The following is a 25,557-nucleotide window of genomic DNA, read 5'->3' on the forward strand; positions in this document are numbered from 1 at the left end:
TCATTCTCGCTTTCTTCGGTATTCTCTAAAAAACCAACGGCTGTCACGCAAATTCCAACCCATGACAGCCCTTTTTTAAAGCACATGGAAAATCCCGACGACATCCTTATACGATCGGTCGTACAGAGTGTTGATAAACAGCTCGTTCTGGTGGATGAACTGCTTCAGCAGGTAGGAAATGATCTGAACGTTCTCTTTGCTTCCGTTGCCTTGTTGATAAAAGATGTAAACGCTCGCTTTTGCCCGTTCCCACAGCATCGGCTTCTTGTTGACGAACACCTCGAAGACCGGCTGTGCGATCCGCAGTGCCAGCGGCGTGATCAGGATGATATTCTTTTCCTTCTCATAGCTGATGAAACTGCTGCGCATCTTTAAATCATGGATGAAATGTTCGTGATCGCCGATCTCGTTCTGATACAGCTTGTAGATCGCGTCATAGACCTGCATCTGCGAGGTGAAGCTGCATTTGTGGAAGTTCTTTTCCCGGAATAAGGTCCGCGCTTTCGCGTTGAAGCGCTGAATCAGAAATGTGGAAAGGGAATTGAGATCCGACTGGATATGATTGAGATTGCTGTCGATCAGTGCGCCGGCGTAGGTTTTCGGCAGGATGTTGCGGTTGACATCTGTGATGATCGCGTCGTAGTGCTCCAAATCGCAGGCGAAGACTTCCGTATATTCCAGAATGTCCAACGTCTGGATGTAGCGTCCATATTGCACCCGCATCCGGTCCGCCAGGTTTTCGCTGTAATACCGGCCATGGCGGGAAACTATCGCCAGGTTCATTTTGTTGTAATAGGCGTTGTTCTTGTATAAGGCTGAATTGAAAATATAGTACGCGTCGACCAGATCCACCTCCCGCAGATATACGCCGTGCTTCACTTTATAAAACAGTGCGAACAGCGAACTGATATCCGCGGATAACAGGCCGATTTTTGTAGAACCGGGAAGCTTTTCCGCATCCGAGGAAAAATTAAATTCCATCTTGAGATGCAAGCCATAGAGATAACAGGTGAAATCCTGATGAAAATGATCGTCAAAAATACCGCTGACATCGTAATATTTTGCGATAAACGCTGTTATCTCCCTGACTTCCGCTTCGATCGCGGCCCGCTCGTTTTCCGGAATCCGTGACGGATGTTTCACCGTCATGCAGCAGGCAATCAACGCCGCGAAGGACAGGATATCCGTTTCTGTCACTCCCTCTTGAAAATAAGCGGGCAGTGAGGCGTAAATCGTCTGGGAAGCGGAATAGACCGGAAGACTGTGCAGCTGACGTATTTGATCAGCTGAAAAATGAATCTCTCCGGCATGGGAAGATCGAGTTTTCGCCAATGCGAGATATTGTGCGAGTTTGACAAAATGAATGTTGGGGATTGTGATTTCCTGATGCTGACGGAAATAATTGAGCACACATTCGCGCACCACGCCCGGATAGTCGGTATGATTGAGAAACAGGGCGTTAAAGACGCCGGTGCGGACAAGCTGCGGATTTTCATGAACGTAAACCTTGTGCATAAAGATCAGACAAATTCGTTTCGATCCTTCATCGCCTTCGATATACAGACCATAGTTCCGTTTGTTCTTTAAATCCAGATGGAACTGATCAAGAATCAGCTGCGTTTGGTCCAGTGTCCGCAGCACGGTGCTTTTAGAACAATACAGACTATTTGTCAGCGCGTCGATTGTCGTATACGACGAGGCCGTTAACAGCCGCATCGCGATCGTATACGCGGTGGAAAATTCCGAATAGTTCAGATAACGGAACTGCCGGAATTCCTTCAGCATTTTTGCCAGAAACGGCCGTGCCAGCTCAGGTTGGTCCAGCGTCAGAAAATAGCCGGCAGCGATCTTGGTGTCGATAAAGCAGCCGTGTCCGCGGAGATAATCGTTGATCAAATCGATTTCCTTGCGGATGGTGTTGATCGAGACGTTGCAGATTTTGCTGAGTTCCTCACTGCTGATGTAATCATGGCAGGCAGCAATTTGCTGCAAGAGCGTTTTTCCAAGTTCGTTTAGCATCTTTGTTTTCTCCTGAACTCCATTATATCGGATTTTCAGGGTTATTGCATGAAGAGGAGAGAGGTTATGTTGACATATTCTGTAATTTTATTGATTTTATTGATCCTCGTCGTCTTTCTCGGCTCCGCATTGATGAAGAAGCGGCTGGCCGGGCAGCTGGAACAGGCGTTGCGGAAGAAGGATTACGACGCATACCGCAAAGTGATTTATGCCCGGAGCGCGGCGGTGTTTCTGAATCCCAATACAATTCTGCTTTTGCGGGCCAGCGATCAGATGGCTTCCGGCAACCGGGATGCGGCGAAAGAGATTCTGCCTGCCATCCGGGTTATGCGGCTGGAGGCGGCGCAGAAGCTCGCTTACCTGCAGCTGTGCAGCTCGGCGGCGGTGGAGACCGGCGATGTTTCTTTGTTTCAGGTTATCCAGAAGGAGCTGGATCAAATTCAGGACTCTTCGCTGCAGGGCATGATTGCGGACTTACGGGAAGAAAATGAAATTAACCAGAGTTTGTATGGAGTTTATGATCGCCGCGTGATTCCGGTTCTGGAAAGTCAGGTGAGCCGGAATGAAGGTCAGAACCGCGGCCGGCTGATGATGTCGCTGGCCAAAGCCTACTATCTCGACGGTCAGACGGAGAAGGCGAAAACAACATTAACCACCGCTGGAACGCTGCTGCGGGGAACGTCCCTGGAAAAGGTTATTCATCTGACTTTAAGTGATTTGCGGATTCTCGGCAACGACATCGCCGCAGAAGAAAACGCTGGAATCTGAGTTTCCGGATTCCCGGGAAAGACATCGTTCTTTTCCAGATGGAAGAAGCCGGAAGATTGGACAGCCGGCGGCTGCGTTTGTTCCAAACTCTGTTTTGTTTTGAACTTCCTGAGAATTTCAAACAAATTTCCAAGGTTCTGGAAATGGGTTTTTCTGTGCCCTCAGCCGTTCAAAATGTGCAGGATTAAAGATTAAAAACTGAATTAGAAACCGCTTTCAACTTCGATACAATAAGAGCTGTCGAGGGGAATGTTAAAATCCAGCTTTAAACCAATTCGTAAGAAATGAGGTGCTTTTGATGATTGTATTTATCCGCTGTGACGACCGTTTAATCCACGGCCAATGTCAGACCAAAATTATTCCGCTGAACAAAATCACGCGCGTGATCGGCGTGGATGATGCGACCGCCGCCAATCCAATGTTAAAACGGATCTTTGAAATGGCCGCGCCGCAGGGTGTGAAAGTCACCGTGCATTCAGTTGCCGACGCGCTGACGCCGATCCGCAAGTGTATGATTAACGACAAACGGACGTTGATTATCACCCGCCGTCCATCGACGCTGTTAAAAATCTACAAGGCGATCCCGGATCTGATGAAGACGATCAACGTTGCGAACATGCCGAAGGAAAAAGACGGCTTCTGGGTTCGCCGCGACATCTGGGTCAATGAGGAGGAACTGGCTGCGTTAAAAGAACTGGATGCGCTGGGAGCGACGATCCAGTTCCAGCAGTTCCCGGGGGACGGTCAGCCGGAGCTGTATTTCAAGGATATTCAGAACCAGCATTAAGCAAGCATTAAGTATTTTATTTCTATAAATGAGAAAGGGGAGAAAAATACGATGCAAATCACAATCCTGCAAGCGATTCTGCTTGGACTCTTCTGCTTCCTGGTTTCGACCGGAATGTTCCCGTTAGGCTGGCTGAGCATGAACATCATGAGCAAGCCGCTGATCCACTGTATGATCATCGGTCTGATCATGGGCGACATGAAAAACGCGCTGATTATCGGCTGCGTCATTCAGGCTGCTTATATCGGTCAAATGTCGATCGGCGGGGTCGCGACCCTGCCCAGTATCAACGTCGCGCTCTGGTTTGCGCTGCCGCTGACACTTGTTTCAGGCGGCGACGCGGCGGAATGCCTGACGATCGCGCTGGCGTTCGCGGCGGTTCAGAACATTCTGAACACCGTCGGCAACCTGGTCAAAGTCGGGTTCCTGCACCGTCAGGACGCTTTGATTGAAAAGGGGAAAATCAAACAGGCCTGGTGGTTTCCAGCCTGCGGTCACATCTGGACGTTTGTTTCCTGCATGATTATCGTGCCGGTCTTCTGCCTGGCCGGATCCGCGGTCATCAGCAACATCGTTAACGCACTGCCGCCGCAGATCAACGCGATCACTTCGACCTTTACCGGTCTGCTTCCGGCAATCGGCTTCATGATCCTGATGGTCACGCTGATTCACACGCCGTTCCAGTGGATTTATTTCCTGTTCGGCTTTGTCCTGGCCGCTGCTTTGGGCTGGGATACCATTTCCATTACGATTATGGGCTGCGTCATCGCTTATCTGATTTTCCAGTTTACACCGGGTAAACAGTTGGCGGGCGCCGCGGTTGAGGAGGATGACGACTAATGACGCAGAACATGGAACGCCTGCAGGCGTTAAAGAGCGATAAGAAATTTGTCAACAAAGCCTTCTGGGCTTACAACTGGTCGATTCCAATGAACTTTACGCGGGAACGGATGCTCGGCTGTTCGATGGTTTGTATGCTGGCGCGCGTCGCGGATGAGATTTATCCGGAAGATACCGTGAAGCAGCAGGAATTATGCCGCAACCACGAAGTCTTTTTCAACACCCAGCAGGGTCTGGGCGCCGTGATTTATGGGATCGTCTTAGGCATGGAAGTTGAACGGGCGCATGATGATTCAATCACCAACGAGCTGATTCAGTCGATCAAGCAGGCGCTGGCGGGGCCGCTGGCCGGTCTGGGCGATTCCTTGATCCAGGCGCTGATCACGCCGATCCTGATCTCGATCGCGATCGGGTTAAGCACCGACGGCTCGATTCTCGGCCCGCTGTTCCTGTTTGCTTCCTACACGGTCATCAACGGGATCCTGTGCTACTCGTTATTTAAAGCAGGCTATAAAACCGGGATCATCGGTGCGGAAACCCTGGTCAGCTCGAACATGAAGGATCGCGTCATTCCCGCGTTTGAAGCGCTGGGCGTGACGGTTATCGGCGGCGTGCTGGCCGGTATTATGAATGTCAGAACCAACCTGGTCGCGTCCTTCGGCCAGACCAGCATCAACATTCAGACCGACGTATTGGACGCCTTCTTCCCGAAGATCCTGACGTTAATCATCTGCTTTATCGTCTATTACTTAGTGAAGGAAAAGAAATGGTCGGCGACCAAGATCATGCTGTGGATGATTCCGGTAGCGATCATCGGTTATCTGACCACGATTCTCGCGTAAAGCGAAAGAAAGGAAACGGTTATGCAGAAACTGAATTATCAATGGACTCAGGAGGATGCCCTGCATTACTATGAACTGCTTTTGAGCACGGCGCATGAAACGCGGCTGACACGGATGATCTCGATTCTCTGGGGACCGGCGCTGAGCGTGGCGCTGATGATCGGGTTTCAACAAGGAAATTCATTGATCGCCTGGCTGCTCGCCGTTTCCTTTTCCCTAATCTGGATCTTTGTCATCGCGCCAAGATTTTACCACCATCTCTGCAAGAGCGCAGCCAAGCGCAAATTGTCCGCAAACGAGCTGGCCTGGGATTCCATTGAGTTTGAAGAAAAGGCCGGTGACTACGAGGTCAACGGTGTGAAAAAGGAACCGCTGAATTATTTCGTCATGCCGGATTTTCTGATCGTCACCTTTACCGATCACACCCAGCTGGTTATACCGGAACGGGCGTTCGAACAGGATGAGGAACGGATGCGGCAATGGCTGAAGAGACTGGCACTGACGGTCAAAGACAAACAAAATTCAAAAGTTCAGGAAATAAAGGAAATCGCCGTCTGACGATTTCCTTTAAAAAGTGAATGCGATAGGTATGCAAGACGGAACAATTCTTTAGTTGAGTGACAATGATAATGACGGATAAGAAAAAAATAAGATTTTCGGAAAAAGAAAAGAAAGAAAGGAGGTCGCAGCAATGGTTGGACTTGTACTAATCAGCCACGGTAAGATGGCGGAGGGAATCGCTGATTCCCTGTCAATGTTGTTCGGCGCCGATCTGCCGCAATTTGAAATCTGTGCGCTGCGTGAAATGAATTCTCCGCAGGAGTTTCATGATGAATTATGCCGGAAGGTGGCGAAGGTCGACAGCGGGGACGGCGTCTTGATCTTCGCAGATATGCTGGGCGGTACGCCATGCAATCAGGCGCTGACGCTGGTCAATGAAAAGGTACATCTGATCGTCGGCATGAATCTGCCGATGATTCTGGAATTACTGGGGATGCGTGAAACACAGCCGGCGGAGGTTTCCGCGATTATTGAAAATGGCCGGCAGGCCATTCAGGATGCGGGCGCACTGTTATTGGCTCAGGCAGGATCGGAGTCGGATGAGGATGACGATTAACCTCATCGCTTCCTCTTTGAAAAAGAGAGGGGGATCCGCAGCATGACGGCGGCCGCAAAACGCAAGGTCGGAACCAATCTGACGGAGGGCGGGATCTTAACCACCCTGCTGGTCTTCGCGATCCCGATCGTGCTGACTAACATCGTTCAGCAACTGTATTCGATGGTCGACTTGTCGGTCATCGGTCAGTTTGTCGGCAATGTCGGAAGCATCGCGGTCAATACCGGCGGAGAAATGGCCGATCTGGTCAGTCCGGTGGCGATGGGCTTTGCGGCGGCCGGTCAGATCTACATCGCGCAGCTGGCCGGTTCGGGACTGGAAGATAAGATGAAGAAAACCGTCGGCACGCTGCTTTCGTTTACGATCCTTTGTTCGATCGTGCTGACCGGCTTCGGTATCGTGTTCTGCCGGCCGATTCTGGAACTGCTGAACTGTCCGGAGGTCGCGTTGTCCCAGGCGTCCCAATATATGATCATTACCGCGGTCGGGTATCCGTTTATTTTCGGCTACAATGCCGTCTGCGGCGTATTGCGGGGAATGGGTGAATCGAAGAAACCGCTGTTGTTTATCTTAGTCGCGGCAGCGGTCAACATCGTTCTGGACTTATTGTTAGTCGCGGTGTTCCACATGGGCGCAGCCGGGACGGCGCTGGCCACGGTGGCTTCCCAGCTGGGCTCCTTTCTGGCCGCATTTGCTTATCTGTGGATTCAGCGCGAACATTTTGACTTCGAGCTCAAGCTGCGTTATTTCCAGATTGACTGGCCGATTCTGAAAGTACTAATCAAGCTGGGCATTCCGCAGGTATTCCGTTCCCTGATGGTCCGCACGGGCATGTTGTGGGTCAACGCGTCGGCGAATGCTTACGGCGTTGTCGTTTCTACGACTAACGGCGTCGGCAACAAGCTGCAGAAGTTCCTGGAGGTCTTCATCTCAGGCGTCGATACGGCGGCAGCCAGTATGATCGGTCAGAATCTGGGTGCGCACAAAACGGATCGGGCCGGGAAGACGACACTGGTCACAGCGGGCTGTTGTGTTGTGCTGGCCGGTGTATCTTCGCTCTTGTGCGTTACGATTCCGCATGTCATCTTCGGAATCTTCACTCAGGATGCGGCAGTCATCGAGCTGGGCACCACCTTCCTGCGGATCTTCACGATTCATTTCTTCGCGTCGGCGATCACCGGTTCTTTCCAGGCGATGGTTACCGGCTGCGGATTTGTCGAGCTGGGCTTTCTGTTAGGTCTCTTGGACGGAGTCATCTGCAAGATCGGTTTAAGCTTGTTGTTTATGAATGTTTTTCACATGGGCTATGAAGGCTTATGGTACGGCGTTGCCTGTTCGCGCATTGTCAACGGTCTGATCTGCATCGCTTATTATCTCAGCGGCAAGTGGAAGACCCGAAAATTGTTGAGCGAATAGCGGGATTGACAAGACTGACGTTTGATCTCAACACAACGAAGAATTATAAAAAAAGAAAAGACGGGAGGAATCTTTATGCCGGGAAGCTTTAAGAAAAACACAGCCCTGGGCGCGACACCGCGTCCCATCCATTCCGACTTGAAATCCAGACGCATCGTCTGGGAAACGGAACACCCAGTCCGCTGGTCGTTTATGAAAGTACTGCGGGAAACCAGCTCGCTGAAACAGTTCTATCCGGACATCAATCCGTACACCGAGGTTTATCAGGTGCGCGATCATGTGTACGCCTTCTACAATGACAGCTTTGACGGAGCGGGCGACGTCTGGATGTATCTGATCGACGGTCCGGAAAAGGCGCTGCTCATCGACACGTCGTTCGGCGTTGGCGATCTGAAGGGACTGATCCACCATTTGATCGGCGATAAGGAAGTGATCGTCTGCAACACGCATGCCCATTATGATCACTGTTACGGCAACGGTCAGTTTGAACGGGTATACTGCCACCGCCATGAAGTTCCGGATTTGATGACAAAAAACAATCCGGATATCTGGGATTATTTGTTTAACAATACGGACCAACCGATCCAGGTTTGGGATGAACTGATTCCGCCGGGAGATCCGGTCTACACGCATTTTGACAAGCGGGATATCGTCGTCGACCGCGACCATCGGGAAGCGTATGTTCCGTATGAAATCATCGGAATTGAAGACGGTCATGAATTTGATCTGGGCGGCGGCGTGATTGTGGAAGCGGTGTTGCTTCCGGGACATACGCCGGGGCAGTGCGGTTATTATGACCGGCAGAAGCATCTGTTATTCTGCGGGGATATCACCGGCATCGGAAGACGTCCGAAGGGAACGCCGTATGGCGAGTTCTGTACCGTGGAAGCGATGAGCGAGGCGCTGAAGAAACTTCAGCCGTGGTTCGCGGAAATCGACGGCGTCTTTCCGGGCCACGGGGCCTGGGATCAGTCGCCGCTGATCCTGCAGTATCTGTTGGATACCGTAACGCGGATTCTGGAGAACCCGGAGAACGCTGACGGGAAACGGAGCTTCGAGCGGGATGGAAAAACGCATATTTCCCTGACAAAGAATATTCACCAGTGGACGGCATTGCGGTATAGTCCGGATCGTGTCTATAAGCGGCAGTTTACGGAAGAATAAAGTTTTAAATAAGAAAGAAATGCTGCTATCCTTATCAGGTTCTTTCATAGAACCTGATAAGTAAAAGGGAAGGCAGGACAAAGCTTTATAACGCTTTATCCTGTCTTCTTTTCTGAGCGCACCTTTATTTACCATCTCGCGGAGAATCAGCACAGAGGTGGCTTGTGACACGCCTAACGCGGTCTCTACATCTTTACGAACAATCAAATCCTTTTCTTCAAACAATGAGATAATCATGTTTTCACGGGTGTCTGCGGCTAAAGCTTCTAGATTGTTTAGGGATTTACTGGATTTTCTATAATTTACATCATCCGTATTTTCTCTCTTAAATTCGATAATTTTATTCTTAATCATGATTAAAGCATCTTCTCTTGCTAATCATCTCGCTGATAATCTTGCTGATAACAATTATTAGTGATAATCAGCAGGAAAGCAACAGGAGCTTTAGTTTATATTCCTAGCCCCAGAATTATAAGATATTAAAGCAGTCCACTACCTCATCATAACTCTGCTCATAAAGCGTATTGAGGAACAGCGCGTTCTGATGAAGAAATTGTTTCAACAAATAACTGATCCGCTGGACGTTTTCCCGGCTGCCGTCGCCATATTGATAAAAGATGAAGACGTGCGCTTTATTCTGATTCCAGGCAATCGGCTTATGGTTGACGAACACCTCAAAAACCGGCCGGGGAATCCGCAGTGCCAGCGTATTGATCAGCACCAGATCCTGTTTCTTTTCGTTGCTGATAAAGCTGTCGCGCAACTGTAAATCGCGGAAGAAGGCTTCGCGGTCGCCAAGCTCCTGCGCATAAAGTGAGAAAATAGCGTCATAGACGTCTTGTTTCCGCTTGAAATCAGTCTTGCGGAAATTGACCGCCTGGAATAACGGCAGCGCCTGCTGATTAAAATACCGAATCAGAAAATCAGAGAGGTCTTTGTATTCAGGACTGTCGCGATGATGATTGAATTCAATATAAGTGCTGTGATCCTTCTTCGGCAGGGAGGATGAATAGATATCGGTGATGATCGCGTCGTAAACATCAAGATCCGTTTCATAAAGCTCAGTCACCTCCAAAACACGGATGTTTTTAATATACCGGCTGGAAGATGTCATAAGCCGGGCTGCGAAGCTTTCACTGTAATAGCGACCCTGACGGGAAACGACGGCGACGTTCATTTTGTTGAACGTATAATTCTGTTTGTAGATCGCAGCGTTAAAAATATAGTAAGCTTCCGCCAGATCGGTTTCATTCAGATGCACACCGGTCTTATTTTTATAGAACAGAGCGAATAAGGAACACAGGTCGGCAGTCCACAGTCCGATTTTTGTCGAGGTTGTCAGTTCTTCAGAATCCGTGCAGAAGTTGAATTCTTTTTTCAGGTTCAGACAATAAAGATAGCACGCGAACGCATTGTAAAAGGAAGTGTCCAAACAGCCTTCCAACTCGTAGTACTGACGGATAAAGGCAAGACTGTCCCGAACCTCCTGAAATATCCCGGGCTGGTCCTCCAAGGGGATCTGATCGGTGCTTTTCAGCGTCATGCAGCAGGCGATCAGCGCGGCTAACGACAGAATATCATTTTCATGGAGATTCTCTTTAAAATAAGCCGGGAATACGGCATACAGCTCCTTGGCCGCAGTATAGGCACGCAGCTGCCGGATCCGGTTTTGCCGGGATGAATCGTATTGAATTTCCGAAGCATAGCGGGACCGAGTTTTCGCTAACAGAACATATTGCGTAAGTTTGATCACATGAATGTTGGGGATTGTGATATCCGGGTGGTTTCCGAAATAGCGCAGAATCTGATCTTGAAGAATCTGCGGATAATCAGTTTGATTTAAGAACAACGCCCCAAAAGCGCCAGTGTAGATCTGCGGCTTGTTTTCATGCGCAAAGACTTTGTGTATAAAAATCAGACAGATGCGTTTTGACCATTCGTCACCCTGGATGATCAGGCCATAGTTCCGCCGGACTTTCATCTCCAGCTGAAACGGATTCAAAATCAGCTGTACCTGATCCAGTGTGCGCAAAATTGTGCTGCGTGAACAGAACAGGCTGCCGACTAACGCTTCAACAGAGGTATATGAAGAAGCCGTCAACAGCTTCATCAGGATGAGATAGGCCATGGAAAACGCAGAATAGTTCAGGTAATCAAAGCGCCGGAATTCTTTGAGCGACTGGGTGAGAAAGGGCGCGGCCGCCTGCGGATCACGAATGGTCAATGAATAACCGACAGCGACTTTGGTCTCGATAAAGCAGCCTTTGCCGGCCAGCTCGTGGTTGATCAAATCGATTTCCTTACGGATCGTATTGATGGAAACGTTGCAGATTTTGCTTAACTCCTCACCGCTGACATAACTGTCGCAGGATGAGATGTGCTGTAAGATTTTCCTTCCAATTGTACTTAACATTGTTTTTCCCTCTACTAGCTATTATAAAACGTTCTGAGGTAATTTGAGCAATGGAAAGGCAGAGAGAAGGCGGAAACTTAAAAATAACCGAAAAAAATCTAATATAATCAGATGTCTTTTCTGAATTCATTTAAAAGCGGTACATACCAATTGTGAAGAGCAGTCGATGAAGTTATAATAACCGTAGAGAGCGGCGTGTGTACGCGAGGGAAAGAGTATGAAAATCACGTGGATATTCTTAATCTTAGCCATAGTCTGTGCTTTGTTTTCAGATAAAATTGATGCGGCTTTTAAAGCGGATCAGAAGCTTAAAAGAATCATTCTGATCTTTAGCGGCGGCATACTGTTGGTTTGTGTAATTGCAGTCATCGCAAGGAATCTAACTTAACAAGACGATTCCTTTGAATACATCGATTAAATATGATTGGGATGCTGGCAACTTAAATAAGAAAAGAGGCAGATAAAATGGTGATTGAAAAATATTGGGGCAACTATATCGGAGGAACAGACGACAGCTTGACCTTGCTGGATTATTTAGCCGGAAAGCAGAAAGATGAAATTCCGCTAAGGGAAATCTTTGCGGATACGGGTCTGGATAAGCTGAACTGGAACTTCCGAAACACGGAAGTTCCGCTCGAATATAAAGATAAAGAGGGTTGGGAACATGAGTTTGATTTTGCGATCGATCTTGTTACCGATCTGGCCGCACTTCTGTTAGAATGCCGGGTCAATGGAAAGGTCCCTTTACGGTTAATCCAGAATCCTGCTTCAGATCGGACTATTCGGATAACGACTACTTCAGAGGAGAACGCTTTGATGAATAAAGCGCTGGCTGATTTTACGAAAGATCCGCTTGCCTATGATCTTCATGAAATGGTACCCGATGAAGAAATGAAAGAAATGGCGCAAGAGTGTGAGAATCTCCGTCAGGAATTATTTGAATAAGCAAATTTCAGATTTATGAGTATCGCCATCGAAAACGCCAATGCTGCAGGATCGTTTCTGTTTATGATCAGGAATATCGTGAACGTCATAATTCGCTGAAATAATAAATTTTCTGTTTCAATAACGGATAGAGTAGAATTTGAAGGGAGGTCAGGTTTATTAAGAGGTTTAAGTTTTTTATCATTCCAATATTATTTTTAATTCTGATAGATCAAACTTTAAAAATAATGATATCAAGAAAATTCATGTCGTATGAATTTGATATTCTGTCCGGAATCCTTAGATTTAATCCGGTAGTAAATACCCGTTTGTCTTATATCGGAAATTTTTTTGATCCGTTATCAAACCCATTCTTAACGATTCTTCTAAATGTTTTTGCTTTGGGGATTTTGATATCGGGTTATTCATTGTATAAGGTAAAAAGAGAAAACACTAGTTTTCCAGTAAAAATAATAATGATTTTCGGATTAGCGGGATGCTTGTGCAGTTTGATCGATAAGTTGTTTTGGGGTGGAAGTCTAGATTTTCTACAGATTCCCAATTTCTTTATTTTTGATTTGAAAGACTGTTATATAACGATGGCAGGAATTCCATTTGTGATTCTTGGAATTTCGCATAGTCAGGAAATATCAGTGAAAGAGTATCTGCGTTTTTGCTGGAATAAGTTTAAATTGTAAAAATTCAATTTCAAGGATGGAGGAACTGGAAGCGAAAGAACGGATCATGAACGAGTTCATTTGAAAAATAAGATATTCAGAAATTCCAGTTTAAAGGATCGATAAATTTGAATTTGGGGAGATGTGCATATGAATTTATTACAAGAAAGAGATTATGAGTTAATAGCAGAAGCGAAAAAAGCAATTCGTCTAAACTACGATCAAGAGAACTGTAATCATACCGTAGGAGCAGCTATACGTTGTAAAAACGGCAAAGTATATGTTGGCGTAAATCTTTATTCTTTGCATGGGGCCTGTGCGGAGCAAGTGGCAATAGGAACAGCAATCACAAATGGAGAAAGGAACTTTGACGCTATAGTTGCAGTTAGAGGAAAAGAGGGTGAGGAAATCATACCGCCTTGTGGAAACTGCCGCCAGATATTGCATGACTATATGCCGGATTGTGACGTCATTGTATCAGTAGATGGAGAGCTTAAAAAAAATCAAAGCAAAAACACTTCTGCCTTTTTCTTATTCGGTTGAATAAATTCCAGTTTATTAAATGTAATCAGTTTTCGTATAAGAACTTTAATCAGTAAAATCGTGGTAATCATTCTGGAATGAACATTGGCAATCAAAAAACAGAAAAATCGAGGAAAAAACAATGGAAGAATTTACGATCAATGAAATGAAAGAAATGCAGAGAAAGCTGCAGGAAAAATATAAAGAACAATGGGAAGGGATCTCTCCGGAGGTCGGTAAAAACAAATTACTTTGGATGATCGGCGAGGTGGGCGAAGTGATCGACATCGTAAAAAAACAGGGTGATCGGAATGCCTGCCAGAATGAAGCAGTAAGAAAAGAGTTGATCGAGGAATTAGCGGATGTTCTGATGTATTACAATGATGTTCTCTTATGTTATGATATCTCGTCAGAGGAATTAAAATCCGCGTACATCGAAAAATTTAAAAAAAATATGAAACGCTGGTAAGGAAGTTCTATTGAAGAGATTCAGGATTTCGGGAATCGAGGAACTTCTCAGAAAAGAAGGGATGAATGAAATGAAAACTGAAGAAGAATGCGGTTGGATCGAAAAGATCAGCACGATTTCAAAAAAAGAAGAGTTCATCCGTTTTCTTGAAGATTTATCTTCGGATTATCAACAACATTTTGAGGAATGGGAAAATACAACAATCTCTGACTATTTGCGGCAAATGGCGAGCTGGATAGAAGACGATTCGACCAGTCCGTCCTCAAATATAGCCTGGACAGAGGTTGATTTTCAGGTTCTGGCTAAAATTCTCTATATGGGAAAGCTCTATGAATAGAAGATACGTCTCAAAGAAAGTTTCAATCTCACTGATTTTCGAATACGTTAAAATTTAAATATTTAATAAGGAAACTGACTTCCCGCAGCGAAAGCTTAACGATCCGCTGCTTTTTTATTGGAAAAAGGACGCGGCGAAGCGCTCAGCGTCCTCTGATACATACTGATTCTCAAGTTTGTTTCATAGCATGAAATAATTTTATCTTTCAGAACAGATCGGAGCCGTCCGATATTGAAACTTATCTCCGGCCTTGATAAAAGTTACAGGCAAGGCGTTGCCGATGACCTCCGGCAGCCAGCGGGCCATCGCCTTCATACCCAATTCCTCGCAGTTGAAATGTCCCATTTCCAAAAGAACCTTGTTCCGACCTTGAGCCGCGGCGTCGATCACATACTGTGTCAGCGTATAATCGCAGATTTCAAAGGGAATCAATACGTCGGCCTGTTCCGCTTTCCGGATGATCTCGGCATCCTTGGGCGAGCCTGTCACATGCTCGCAGAACAGGACGGAGGAAACTTCGCAATCTAAATTTCCGACGATCCGAAGACCGTTTAATTCAAACCGACGGAGGATGAAATCGGCCAGTGTCTGCGCGGGAACAGGCGGAATCTGGTAAAGCAGCGGTTTCAGCGGATCGTCCGCAACATAATTCTCCCATCCCAGTTCAGACAGGATGCCGGTGAAGATGGAATCCGGATTCACTCGCTGGGGCTGAAAGGGCAAACCGTTGCCATGCAGCCGGTCATGATCACGCCAGACGACCAACCCGTGATCGTCCGCGAACTGCTTCTTTTCCATGGCAACCGCGTTGTTCGCTAACATTTCTTCGGTGTTGCCGCTGCCAAAGAAGATGGATTCATGGGTGATAATGAAGTTGATGTTCCGGGCCGCCGCTTTTCGCAGAACCTCCATAGTGGCGCAGACAGTGACAGCGACCCCGGTGCATTCCTGATCTGGATCCCCGGTTAAAATCTGATCACGGGTTCCGTGCGGAGATTCAATGAAGGGTTCGTGCCAGTCCTTGAGCTTGTCGATAATTTCCTGGATTTTCATTTTGAGTTCCTCCTGTCCGGCGTAGTTCCCGGATTCCTTGGGTGTTTCTTCTTTGTCTATTATAGAATCAGAAACGAGAATCAACATTTCAAAATTTGGTTCATTGAAAGTCAGTTTGCGGATGCTGGCCAGAATTGTCAAAGCACAAAAAAGCGCAGCCGTTTATGACTCTGCGCTTTATGAGACGGATTTAGGCTTGATGGACGTTATAATCGAGACACCAGTTAATCGCATCCGCGGCGGATTCTACGATGTGTCCAGCTTTGCGCTGCAGCTCGGGACTGCCGCTTTGCATCGCGAAGGTATGATCCGCCCCGGCAAACATTTCCGCGTCGTTAAGCGAATCGCCGATGACCGCGATCTCGTTCGCCCGCAGCGAATAGGTCTGTTTGAGGTAATCAATAAAAACTCCTTTATGTGCTGAACCGCTTCCGATCTCCAAAAGCCGTTCGCCGCTTTGCGCGATAAAACAGGAATGATCCAACTGTTCGCTCAGCTGCCGGCGGGCCGCAAGACAGGCTTCCTGAGAATCAAAGGTTAAGGAAAGCTTGCCAGCGAGAATACCCTGGGAATCATCGAGATATTGATCCAGCGTGAAATCCATAACCTGTCCAATTCCCAGCTTCGCACATTCTTTCCGATAATGTTCAGCGATGGGATCCTGGAGATTAGCCAGAATCCGTTCAGAATTCAAACCTTGAACCTGAATCATAGTGCATTGCGGGCATGCCTTCCGGGTGATCTCGACAATCTGACGGATATGACGGATTGCCAGCGCATGAGTAACGACGAACTGTCCCTGATCGTAACAGACAGCGCCGTTAAATCCTGCGGTTCGGATGTGGGGGAAACCATATTTTTCTAACAGATGAATACCGTAGCCGATCATCCGTCCGCTGGCCGCGCTGAATTCGATTCCTGCATTCTGAACCGCTTGCAGCGCCGCTTCATTGGCCGGACTTAAATCAAAGACTGTTTCTCCATGCCCTTCAAACAATGTGCCGTCAAGATCGCTGACAATCCATTTAATCATAAGCGTTTCTTTTCCCCCTGGTTTTTTTCTCTTTGCTTCTTATTTTACTCTGAAATCAGACCTGAACGGAAGTTGAGATTTCCGCTTATCCGTCGTTGTTTCCGCTTCAGTATGCGGCTTATTCATCTTCATCATCATACTGGGGGAACTCGTAATCATTCATACAGATGACCGCTTCTCTGCCGACGTCGGCCAGCGCTTTGATCTCAGCCTCCGTTGCGTTTTCATCCAGGCAGGTCAGCTGCAGCAGCATCGGAAAATTCATTCCGGTAAACAGATAGGTGTTCGGCCGGGAAAGATAAGGCAGGGCCAGCTGATTGACGCTGCCGCCCAGGATATCGGTGCACAGGACGACCTGATCGTCATCGTTGACGCTCGTCCAAAACCGCTCCAGCTCCGCTTTGGGATCGCAGTCGTCGACATAGGCGCTGATCGCTGTGATAGGATCGATATTGGCTGTGAAAATACTTAAGGTGTTCAGGAGGCCTTTCGCCATCCCGCCGTGACTTAAGAGAACAATTTTACGCATAATTCTTCCTTCTTTCTTTGATTTAATTGGGGGTTATGAGAACGGAAGTCCTCAAACCGCCGCCATCTGCCATGGTTCTAATTCAGACTCTGGGAAAATAATAACGGGAAAGACTACAGGCCGTTTACCGGAAGCTGCTTCCCAGCGTCAGCACCGCAAAATGATATTCCAGAATTACATCCATCAGGCGCTCATAATCCGGATTCTTAACCAGCTCGTCGATCACCAGCCGGTCGTGGAATACGGTTTCCAACAGATGCGGAACGTATTCATTTTCAAACCGTTCGGCGTCTTTCGCTACCTGGCCGCGATCCCAGTAGACGATGATCTGCGCTTTGTGCAGGCTGTGATTCCAGGGAATCGGCCGTTTCAGGACAAACACGCCGATCGTCACGCCCGGGGTATGCGAATGCAGTCCGCTCAGAATGACGACATTGTCGCGGGGCTGCGACGCCATGATCTTTTCACAGGTCCGCAGATCCTCCGTCAGCGCCTGCGGACTGTCCAGCAGCGGCTTCAGCGATTGTCCGATCAGTTCAAGGCAGGCATCCTCGCTGGCGGCCTCCACGCCAGTGAAGATCAGCTCCGGCCGCAGATCGCTGCGGATTTTGAAATTGCTGTGATGATTGCCGTTGACGAACAGACTGCGGATCGTGCGCTTGGTGCTTTCATCGAAAAACAAATCCAGCTGAAAAACGGTCAGCGTTGGCGGCAGGAAATCCAGCATCTCCGGATTGTAGGAGGTGAATAACAATTCATAGCCGCTCAGATCCATTGCCTTTAACTCATACAATTCCAGCACGTCGATCTGTTCGATAAACCGGCCGAAGTTGCGCATCAGCCGTTCGGCGAGTCCGCGGCCGACGCTCTTGTCGATATTGGACACGCAGCAGGCGCGGATCTTCCTGAACTTCCACGGGAAGCGGCCGAAGACCGGATGGATCACCAGTGCTAACCGCGTGATTTCCTCCGCACTGATTTCGATTTCATATTTCTCATGCAGATACACCATCGCCTGCATCGCCATTTTCCGCGACATCAGCGAACTTTCTACCTGCACCTCGCTGGCGAACTGCGTCGTGCGCAGATGATAGCGGGAACGGGTGAACAATCCGTCAAGATGCAGCGCGATGTCATCGACCAGCTTGATATCCTTATTGATCGAGCTGAACTGGTTGGTCTGCGCCAGGTGCTGAACAAGGTCAAATGCGATATCCTTGCTTTCGAGAAAACCGTCGCGGAACATTTCGTCCGGACTCAGCGCAATCCGGAAGCCGACGAAACCGATCGCAAGCAGAATGATATCCTCGCGGATAAAAGTACATTGAAGCAGTTCGGCACACTGGTTCAGGACCAGCTTGGCGACGTAATACGAATTCCGGTTGGTGAAACGGATGATTGTGGATTCTGGATAGTCCAGCGGATGGCCGTTTTGGCTGCGGACTGCGGAAATCAGAATCAACCGGCTCAGCGAAGCCAGACTGGATACCGACAGGTTGTAGCTGATAAACATCTCCTGCAAAGACCGGATGATCAGCTCGATCCGCTGCTGGATCTGCGGGTCAAACTGATAGAGCCGGCCATATTCCTCAGGCTGGGCCAGCGGCAGGGAGGTGGTTGAAAAATTACCGTATTCATAATTCAGACATAGCCGGATATCATGCTCGCGTCCGCTGATTTTCATGCCGTGCCGACTTTTGGAAACAATTTTTAAATCGAACAGCCTCAGGATTTCACGGGCCCGGTTAAGAATCTGCTTCACGCTGGTCAGATTCATGAAAAGCAGATCTTCCAGTTCTTCGATCCGGGTATAATCCTGTCGGCAGAGCAGCGTGCGGATGATGAGGTGCGCGCGGTCGACCTGAACCGGATTGAGAATCAGCTGTGAACTGCGCATCGTATTTTTCTGCATAAAGCGCTCAAATGTTTCCGGATCCTCGACGATCAGCCGGTAGCCGCTGCCTGTCTTGGAGGCAATGCGGGCGCCCTGACCGGCCAGGTAGCCATTGAGCTGGTTGAGGTTCTTACGGATCGTTTTGCTGGAAACACCCAGACTGTTTGCGAGAAACTGGGAACTCACCGGTTCTTTGGTCCGGTTCAGCCGGTCGAGCAGCTGGTTTTGGATCGGGAGCAGTTTTTCCTTCATCCGTTCACCTCCTGGGATCGTCAATGAATTTCAAGAACTTCCAGCCGGGAATCCGCGGCGGCCCAGGTTTGCACGGCCTTCAGCGAAGCGGGATCGTAGACGAGAAAGTCAACGTAGCCATGGGCGTTGCCCAGTGCGGCATTGATCAACATGCCGCCATGATGTTCGCTTAAAATCCGGTTGACTTCTTTTTCAACCGTTTCCCGCTGCGCGATCTTTTCGTTTTTCGGCAGCGACGGCGCGGTAGGAACGACAACGCTGTAATAACCAGCCTGGCAGGCCCGCAAGAGTGCGGTGGAACGCTGTTTCTCCGCCGGTTCGCCTTCTTCGTTTAAAAGCGGAAGGCAGAAGCTGATTCCTTCGGTGATGTCCTGGCGCAGCTGCAGCTTTTTAGTCCGCCGGGTATAATTTTCTGCGATAAAAACGATGTCCTGGGGATCGATCCAGCCGCGTTTTTTACATTCTTCCTGCAGCACCGCTCCCAGTTCAAGCAGCGATACCCGGGTTTTTCCACGATGCGTCAGGCGTCCGACCTTGTCGAGAAACTGAATCGATCCGAGGTAGGCGTCGACAGCGGTTTCGCCCAGCGCGTCGGAAAGCATCATATATAATATCATGAAGCAGTCTTCCTCACGGAGCCCTTTGAATTTCGGATTCTTCTCCACCAACAAATTCAGCCGATGACGCTTGTTGTCAAATGAAGGAATGACCTGGATTTCCGCCGGCGACCAGGTGATGCCGTCCTGCGTGAAACTGCCCTTAAAGGCGGGGTGGCAGAAATCGAAACACCAGCGGGACCGCAGCGTTTCCGGCAGGCGTGAACAGAAATAAAAAGCCAGGATCCGTTTGAGCGGATCCAGCGTTGTCGTCAGCTCAAGATGGATCTTTTTCCCGGATTCTGTCCGGATCAGCCGGAAGGCAAACCCCGGCAGCACGGCGTCGATCATCGACAATAGCCGCGGGTTGACTTCCGCGAAGCGCCCTTGATCGATCAACTGTTCAAATTCAGTATGACGCCGGACGAATTCATCCATGAACTGGGCGGTGTTTTCTTGAAATCGGATCATATCGTTCTCCTCTTATGAAAGGAAGCACGCAAGAATACTGCGTGCTTCGTGAGTACCTAAATTGACGGCTAGGCAAGAATCCCAATCGCTGAAAGAACGATCGCGGCGACCAGCACGATGATGATCATCTTGCCGGACGTCATACTCTTACGGCCTAAACCCCAATAGATCAGGGCGACGGTGACGACGTTGCCGAAATGCGGAATGATCGAATCGAGCAGATCGTTGACCGGCTGCACAACTTCGCCATAGCTCATCGTAATACCGAATTTAACGTTGACGGTCGAAGCGACCAGCGCGCCGACAACGGACAGGCCGAGCACGGAAGCCGCTTCCGTGATGTGCTGCAGCTGTGCGCTGCGGGTCGTGACAAACGTGACGCCCTGTTCATAAGCGACGAAGAACAGCTTGTAGAAGGCAAACCAGATGACCAGCTGAATGGCTTCGGCGATGACCCAGCCGACAATACTGCCTTCCAGCGCCATGTACGCGGCAATCGCACCCAGAATCGTCATAAACATGATCCAGATGATCGCGTCGCCGATGCCGGCCAGCGGCCCCATCAGCGCGGTCCGCATTTCAACGGCCTGTTTGGTTGCGTCCGGATCCTTCGTGGATTCGATCGCGATGCACGCGCCGAGGATGATATTGCCCATCCATGGATGTGTATTATAGAATTTGAAATGATCCTTGTACTTTTCCGCTAACAGATCGGCGTCGCCGTCATAGATCTTTTCCATGGCCGGATGGATCGAGTAGACCCAGCCGCCTGACTGCATCGTTTCATAGTTGAACGGCGACTGACGCGTGAAGATATAACGGTTTAAGCAGCGCCGGAGATCTTTTTTGGTTAATACGTTACTCATCGTAGTTTCCTCCGTTTCCGGCCGCCGCGGCAGTATTGCCCTTTTCTAAGCCTTTATAGACCATGTAGGCGGCGACGAACGCGAACATCGAAATCGCGACCATCGACAGTCCCAGGTAGGAGGCGGCCGCGAAGCCGAAGATCATAAAGACGCCGTATTCGCGGATCGGCAGATATTTCATCAGAATCGCGAAGCCCACGGCCGGCAGCATCCCGGCAGCGGTGTTCAGCCCTTTGGTCAGCCACAGCGGCATGTTTGCCAACAGGGTGGTAATAATCCCGGAACCGACGGTCATAACCAGTAAGATCGGCAGGGTGTATAACGTGGCCCGGAAGATATTCCAGCCATGTGCCCAGATGCCCATTTTATCGAACTGGTGTTTTTCAACGCAGTCCATCTGTTTGTGAATGAAGAAGGAGCCGCACATTTTCGCGAGGATATCAAACTGCGTGCCCAAGGTCGCAACCGGAATTCCGGTCGCTAAGCCCGCTTCGACGCCGCCGCCGGTCGCAATCGCGAAGACGGTGCCGACAACGGTGCCCATCGCGTAATCCGGAACGGAGGATCCGCCGTAACCGCCGACCCCCAGCCCCATCAGGCACAGAGTACCGCCGACCGTCAGGCCGGTCGCGACGTCGCCCATAATCAAGCCGGTAACAAACCCATGCAGGACCGCCACGCCGTAGCTGAAAAGCTGAACGCTCATTCCGATGACGGTGAATCCCCACATCCACACGCAAACGAGAATGATTTGAATTGGAGTAAACATTTCTCTCTTCCTTTCTTAATCAATTTGATTGATTGAAACTTTGAATCACTACAATTAATCCAGAACTTCCTTGCAGATCTTTATCGGATCGTCCGTTCTAAACTGACAGGTGATCTGAATGCCGGCATCGCGCATTTCGCGCAGCATCGCTTTTTCTTCGGCGTTGACCCGCACGGTCTTGTCGAGGATCAGCGTTTCCCCGGTATTCTGGGTAACGTTGCCGAGATTGACCCGGGCAAATTGAACGCCGGCCTTATATAAGGCGTAAACATCCTGAATCTCGCGGCCGACAATAAACACGCGCTGATCGGCATAATTGCCATTTTTGATGTTGCCCGCGGCTTTTTCCGGAGCCAGGACCGACAGGCTGACGCCGGCCGGCACGGACATTTTCAGCGTGCTGCGAATCACCTGGTTGTTGGAAGCATCTTCGTTGACAACCATAACCCGGGTGCAGTGATTCTCTGGAATCCACATGGTAGCAACGATACCGTGAACCATCCGGTCATCGACGCGGACGTCAACGATGCCGCTGCTCTGCAGATATTCATTCATAAAACAATCTCCTTTCGTATCAATCAAATATGCATATTTATCTGATAGACTAATTATAAACGCTTACATTTTTTTATTATAGGATATCAATTTCCACTAGAATTTAGCCTTTTCCATGCTTGTTTTCAAAAGAATGATGCCAAAAACTGGAAATAGCCTGGAATTGGTCAGATAAGTTCCTTAGTATTGTTGTCTTTTGTTGAATTTTCGGGAATGAACGCTGAAAGACGGGCGAAGTCTGTCGCTTTTGGGGGGCAGACTCAGGAATGCCTCTTCCTTATTTAATCAATTGAACCGATCGGCGATAGGAAGAATGAACGGCGGGCGTGGCGGCTGCTTAACGGAAAACAGAACCGGTAAGAATAAAAAATTCCGCAAACCATCTTAAGGAAGGCTTGCGGAATAGGCATGATTTGAACGGGTGAAGAACTCAGAACAGATTCTGGATCAATTTGGCGACATATTCCTCGGCCTGTCCGCGCAGAAGCCGGGTGGAGATGCCGTCGTGGCCGCCGTTGAACTCGCTCGCTTCGACGACATAGGTGCTGCATCCATTGGCATAACCCCAGACTAAGCAGAGCTTGGCGTTGGAACTGCGCTTGATCTGACGGCCGAAGGCACTGGCCAGCTCGCAGGGAACGACGACCAGCTCCAGATCGCCTAACCGCAGAATTGTACTGTTGAGGCAGACGTGGACATGATCCTGAGCCAGCTTGCGCTGATAGCCGGAAATTTCCGAAAGCAGCCATTTGCGGTCATCAAATTCCGTGACGACGGAAAGCTGCTGCTCAAGCTTTGCCAAGGCTTGTGCCAGCGCAGCTTTATCATTGTCATAATCCACTTCAAAAGCGACTTCACGATGGCGGACCGGCGTCAGGCAGAGGGCTGCGCCGTCGCGGAATCCGGCGATATGCGCTGCGATTCCGGAGGTCACGCGCTTCAGTTCGTTAAAATCGTTGCCATGGCGGTACAGCCGGTTGGACAAATCACCCGCATTGCCGTTGCTCATAAGCGGAACAACGCCCAGATACGGCGTTAATTCCCGCCGGACGTTCCCCAGCATATCGGCGCTCAGCCGGGTTTCCAGTGGATTCATAATCGTGGAGTGACACGACATGTTGACGAAGGCCGCGACAGGCTTGCCGGTTTGATCACGGAATTCCAGATCGGTGATGACCTCATCGCCAGGTTTATCCAGACCGTTGCGGTTGCCGTAGAACCCTTTGACTTCGCCCTGGCGCACGATGACGTCGGTAAAGGGCGTCCATTGTTTTGCCGCATCCAGCACCGCTTCGATCGTTTTGTCCAGCACTTCGTCTTCATATTGAGATTCCGCTTCGGTTTGGGTTCCCGTCATCGCGGAGAGTCCGAAATAAGGACCGGTATGAGTATGCGTGACGCTGAAGATGACCAGCGCCGGGTCAATGTCCAATAATTCATGCACCGTCGTTTTCACCCGGCGGACAAAATCAAAACCGGCGCCGATCACGTCGGCATTGATGAAGCAACATTTTATCCCCTCGAGATTGAGAAGCAGAACATGGACCTCTAATTCGTCGTGGACGCCGGTGGAACTTTCGGTCCGCATCGCATGACCGGCAATCGGAACGGAACCGGACGGGGTGATAATGCGGGAGCTTTTTGCGACTTCTAACATGAATATTTCCTCCTTGAGCTAACGGGATAACCGCAGCTATTTTTGATTGAATCGCGGATGATGACATTGCCGGTCAAGCGTGAGTCCGTCCGGCAAGCAGTTCTTTACCACTGGCGAACTTCTCATTCTGGATAGTGATCGTAGGATGATCGCTGACCTTGCACGCATCGCGGGTTTGCGGAATCGTATGATTTGTAAGCGTTAGATAAGTCCGGCGGGGATCAACGCAGTGTGCGAACAGCGTCAAGAATTTCAGCGACAATCTGTTCCGTCGTGCCTTCCGGAATGGAGCTTGCGGCGCTTTCAAACGACCGGCCGTATTCTTCCCGGTCGACCAGATAACCGACGGAATAATTGGAATATCCCCAGACAATCGGACACACAGCGGACATCGCCTGTTTAATTTCCAAGCCGAAGCGGGAAAACAGCTCGGCCGGGATCGTCAGGATAAACAAATCGTTCATTTTATATAACGTATATTCCAGATCCAACTTTGTTTCCGCTTGCTCTGACTGAAGGCGGAGCACCGCCAGACTGGAGGTATAGACTTTCTTTTCATCGAAAGTCTTCGCTTCGGCAATTCTTTTTTCCACTTCCGCTAATAAAGCTTTCTGTTTCTGCGGATCTTTTCTGAACGTGCGTTGGAATCGACCGGTTCGCATCGTTGCCGGCGCGAGGTTCAGCGGTGTTCGCTCCGGATGGGCGTCCCATTGCGCCATGATTGCATCACCGATCCGCTGCAATTCATGGAAATCGTTGCCCTGGCGGTATAACCGGTTGGACATATCGCCGGCTGCGCCCTGCATGACCAGAGGATACACGCCCCAGCGCTGCTGCAGGGCACGGGATAAATAGCCGGCTAAATCGCCGCTGACGAATAAATTCTGTGGTCCCAGCACCGTTGGATGACAGGTGAAATGGAGGATTCCGCCGACAATCCGTTCGCCAGATCGGAACTCAATGGTCGTCAGGCTTTTATCCGCCGGTTTGTCCTTGCCGTTGCGGTTGCCGTAACACCCTTCAATCTGAAGGGTGGAGGCGTAAGCCTGGACTTCCTCAAACCCGTTTTCGAAGCATTTCTCGACAGCTTTCAGAATCTGGGCATGAACGAAATCCATATAACCGGGAACCGCGGCTTTTTCCGTTCCGAAAAACGGGGAAACCGAATCATATTCCGGTCCGGAATGGGTGTGGGTGAAGCTGATCGTGACGGCTTCCTTCGCGATCGAATACCGGTCGGAAAGCTCGCTGCGGAGCTGGTCGCTTTCCCTCTTGTTGAAGCCGGCCAGGTCGACGGATACCCAGATTAAAGTCGTTTCTTCAATCTTTAAAACAAGCGCACTGGCCCAGAGCTCGTCCGCGACGCCGAGGGCTTTTTCGGTCCGGATCGCATGACCAAGAAGATAACATGGAAAAAACGGACCTTCCGGTGTGATCCGGGTGCGGCTGGTGCTGATCTGCATTTCTTTTCCTCCTTCAATACAGGCGGAACAGAAGAATCACTGTTCCTGTTGGTTATCCAAATTATAAGCATTTTAAAAAAGGGATGAAATACACTTTACTTCCGGAAGCTTGCGGACCTGGAGC

Annotated in this window: 26 protein-coding genes; 14 read left to right on the forward strand and 12 right to left on the reverse strand. The window is 49.3% G+C overall.

The annotated features are described in order from the left end of the window. Window positions 1-75 precede the first annotated feature (75 nt). The gene (locus tag HOLDEFILI_RS02520; protein WP_006057812.1) at window positions 76-2,019 is read right to left on the reverse strand and encodes a BglG family transcription antiterminator; all 1,944 of its coding nucleotides are present in this window, start codon (window positions 2,017-2,019) and stop codon (window positions 76-78) included. Window positions 2,020-2,085: 66 nt separating this feature from the next. On the opposite strand from HOLDEFILI_RS02520, the gene HOLDEFILI_RS02525 reads away from it, so the two are divergent. From HOLDEFILI_RS02525 to HOLDEFILI_RS02560, 8 genes are all read left to right on the forward strand, one after another. After that, window positions 2,086-2,787: a hypothetical protein gene (locus HOLDEFILI_RS02525; RefSeq protein WP_039863773.1), complete on the forward strand. Its 702-nt coding sequence runs from the start codon at window positions 2,086-2,088 to the stop codon at window positions 2,785-2,787. Window positions 2,788-3,085: 298 nt separating this feature from the next. After that, on the forward strand, window positions 3,086-3,574 hold the full coding sequence (locus tag HOLDEFILI_RS02530; RefSeq protein WP_006057815.1) for a PTS sugar transporter subunit IIB: 489 nt from the start codon (window positions 3,086-3,088) through the stop codon (window positions 3,572-3,574). Between the two features lie 51 nt (window positions 3,575-3,625). Then, window positions 3,626-4,414 (forward strand): PTS sugar transporter subunit IIC, encoded by a 789-nt coding sequence (locus tag HOLDEFILI_RS02535; RefSeq protein ID WP_006057816.1) that lies wholly within the window; start codon window positions 3,626-3,628, stop codon window positions 4,412-4,414. Next, the gene (locus HOLDEFILI_RS02540; protein ID WP_006057817.1) at window positions 4,414-5,256 is read left to right on the forward strand and encodes a PTS system mannose/fructose/sorbose family transporter subunit IID; all 843 of its coding nucleotides are present in this window, start codon (window positions 4,414-4,416) and stop codon (window positions 5,254-5,256) included. The genes HOLDEFILI_RS02535 and HOLDEFILI_RS02540 overlap by 1 nt, the downstream gene beginning before the upstream one ends. 21 nt (window positions 5,257-5,277) lie before the next feature. Beyond that, window positions 5,278-5,814 carry a hypothetical protein gene (locus HOLDEFILI_RS02545; RefSeq protein ID WP_006057818.1) on the forward strand — a complete coding sequence of 179 codons (537 nt, stop codon included), beginning with the start codon at window positions 5,278-5,280 and terminating at the stop codon, window positions 5,812-5,814. 133 nt (window positions 5,815-5,947) lie between these two features. Beyond that, on the forward strand, window positions 5,948-6,373 hold the full coding sequence (locus tag HOLDEFILI_RS02550) for a PTS sugar transporter subunit IIA (RefSeq protein ID WP_006057819.1): 426 nt from the start codon (window positions 5,948-5,950) through the stop codon (window positions 6,371-6,373). A gap of 42 nt (window positions 6,374-6,415) precedes the next feature. Further along, window positions 6,416-7,789 carry an MATE family efflux transporter gene (locus HOLDEFILI_RS02555; RefSeq protein WP_006057820.1) on the forward strand — a complete coding sequence of 458 codons (1,374 nt, stop codon included), beginning with the start codon at window positions 6,416-6,418 and terminating at the stop codon, window positions 7,787-7,789. Between the two features lie 75 nt (window positions 7,790-7,864). Further along, a complete protein-coding gene (locus tag HOLDEFILI_RS02560; protein WP_006057821.1) occupies window positions 7,865-8,953 on the forward strand; it encodes an MBL fold metallo-hydrolase in 1,089 nt (362 codons plus the stop codon). A 469-nt stretch (window positions 8,954-9,422) separates the two neighbouring features. On the opposite strand, the gene HOLDEFILI_RS02565 is transcribed toward HOLDEFILI_RS02560, so the two are convergent. After that, window positions 9,423-11,366 (reverse strand): BglG family transcription antiterminator, encoded by a 1,944-nt coding sequence (locus HOLDEFILI_RS02565; protein ID WP_006057822.1) that lies wholly within the window; start codon window positions 11,364-11,366, stop codon window positions 9,423-9,425. 217 nt (window positions 11,367-11,583) lie between these two features. Here HOLDEFILI_RS02565 and HOLDEFILI_RS02570 point away from each other — a divergent pair, with 217 nt between their 5' ends. The 6 genes from HOLDEFILI_RS02570 (at window position 11,584) to HOLDEFILI_RS02595 (ending at window position 14,295) form a co-directional block, all read left to right on the forward strand. After that, complete coding sequence (locus HOLDEFILI_RS02570) at window positions 11,584-11,754, forward strand: hypothetical protein (protein WP_006057823.1); 171 nt, start codon at window positions 11,584-11,586, stop codon at window positions 11,752-11,754. A 77-nt stretch (window positions 11,755-11,831) separates the two neighbouring features. Continuing rightward, window positions 11,832-12,311 (forward strand): imm68 putative immunity domain-containing protein, encoded by a 480-nt coding sequence (locus HOLDEFILI_RS02575; protein WP_006057824.1) that lies wholly within the window; start codon window positions 11,832-11,834, stop codon window positions 12,309-12,311. A 200-nt stretch (window positions 12,312-12,511) separates the two neighbouring features. Further along, complete coding sequence (locus HOLDEFILI_RS02580) at window positions 12,512-12,988, forward strand: signal peptidase II (protein WP_279625253.1); 477 nt, start codon at window positions 12,512-12,514, stop codon at window positions 12,986-12,988. A 129-nt stretch (window positions 12,989-13,117) separates the two neighbouring features. Further along, complete coding sequence (locus HOLDEFILI_RS02585) at window positions 13,118-13,510, forward strand: cytidine/deoxycytidylate deaminase family protein (RefSeq protein ID WP_006057826.1); 393 nt, start codon at window positions 13,118-13,120, stop codon at window positions 13,508-13,510. Between the two features lie 121 nt (window positions 13,511-13,631). Then, a complete protein-coding gene (locus tag HOLDEFILI_RS02590) occupies window positions 13,632-13,958 on the forward strand; it encodes a MazG nucleotide pyrophosphohydrolase domain-containing protein (protein ID WP_006057827.1) in 327 nt (108 codons plus the stop codon). Between the two features lie 70 nt (window positions 13,959-14,028). Further along, complete coding sequence (locus HOLDEFILI_RS02595) at window positions 14,029-14,295, forward strand: DUF7660 family protein (RefSeq protein ID WP_039863943.1); 267 nt, start codon at window positions 14,029-14,031, stop codon at window positions 14,293-14,295. A gap of 198 nt (window positions 14,296-14,493) precedes the next feature. Here HOLDEFILI_RS02595 and HOLDEFILI_RS02600 read toward each other — a convergent pair whose 3' ends face one another. The 10 genes from HOLDEFILI_RS02600 to HOLDEFILI_RS02645 form a co-directional block, all read right to left on the reverse strand. Further along, window positions 14,494-15,348, reverse strand: a complete 855-nt coding sequence (locus HOLDEFILI_RS02600; protein WP_039863776.1) for a Nif3-like dinuclear metal center hexameric protein — start codon at window positions 15,346-15,348, stop codon at window positions 14,494-14,496. 190 nt (window positions 15,349-15,538) lie between these two features. After that, a complete protein-coding gene (locus HOLDEFILI_RS02605) occupies window positions 15,539-16,381 on the reverse strand; it encodes an HAD-IIB family hydrolase (RefSeq protein WP_006057830.1) in 843 nt (280 codons plus the stop codon). Between the two features lie 118 nt (window positions 16,382-16,499). Beyond that, window positions 16,500-16,910, reverse strand: coding sequence for a PTS sugar transporter subunit IIA (locus HOLDEFILI_RS02610; RefSeq protein ID WP_006057831.1), 411 nt, complete (start codon window positions 16,908-16,910; stop codon window positions 16,500-16,502). Between the two features lie 124 nt (window positions 16,911-17,034). After that, window positions 17,035-19,056, reverse strand: coding sequence for a BglG family transcription antiterminator (locus HOLDEFILI_RS02615; protein WP_006057832.1), 2,022 nt, complete (start codon window positions 19,054-19,056; stop codon window positions 17,035-17,037). Between the two features lie 20 nt (window positions 19,057-19,076). Next, window positions 19,077-20,123: a hypothetical protein gene (locus HOLDEFILI_RS02620; RefSeq protein ID WP_006057833.1), complete on the reverse strand. Its 1,047-nt coding sequence runs from the start codon at window positions 20,121-20,123 to the stop codon at window positions 19,077-19,079. Window positions 20,124-20,191: 68 nt separating this feature from the next. Further along, window positions 20,192-20,989, reverse strand: coding sequence for a PTS system mannose/fructose/sorbose family transporter subunit IID (locus HOLDEFILI_RS02625; RefSeq protein WP_006057834.1), 798 nt, complete (start codon window positions 20,987-20,989; stop codon window positions 20,192-20,194). Next, window positions 20,982-21,758 (reverse strand): PTS mannose/fructose/sorbose/N-acetylgalactosamine transporter subunit IIC, encoded by a 777-nt coding sequence (locus HOLDEFILI_RS02630; protein ID WP_006057835.1) that lies wholly within the window; start codon window positions 21,756-21,758, stop codon window positions 20,982-20,984. The genes HOLDEFILI_RS02625 and HOLDEFILI_RS02630 overlap by 8 nt, the downstream gene beginning before the upstream one ends. A 54-nt stretch (window positions 21,759-21,812) precedes the next feature. Next, window positions 21,813-22,313, reverse strand: a complete 501-nt coding sequence (locus HOLDEFILI_RS02635; protein WP_006057836.1) for a PTS sugar transporter subunit IIB — start codon at window positions 22,311-22,313, stop codon at window positions 21,813-21,815. A gap of 430 nt (window positions 22,314-22,743) precedes the next feature. After that, window positions 22,744-23,970: a hypothetical protein gene (locus HOLDEFILI_RS02640; RefSeq protein WP_006057838.1), complete on the reverse strand. Its 1,227-nt coding sequence runs from the start codon at window positions 23,968-23,970 to the stop codon at window positions 22,744-22,746. Window positions 23,971-24,191: 221 nt separating this feature from the next. Continuing rightward, window positions 24,192-25,433, reverse strand: a complete 1,242-nt coding sequence (locus HOLDEFILI_RS02645) for a neutral/alkaline non-lysosomal ceramidase N-terminal domain-containing protein (RefSeq protein ID WP_006057840.1) — start codon at window positions 25,431-25,433, stop codon at window positions 24,192-24,194. Window positions 25,434-25,557 lie beyond the last annotated feature (124 nt).

The organism is Holdemania filiformis DSM 12042, assembly GCF_000157995.1.
GTDB lineage: Bacteria > Bacillota_I > Bacilli_A > Erysipelotrichales > Erysipelotrichaceae > Holdemania > Holdemania filiformis.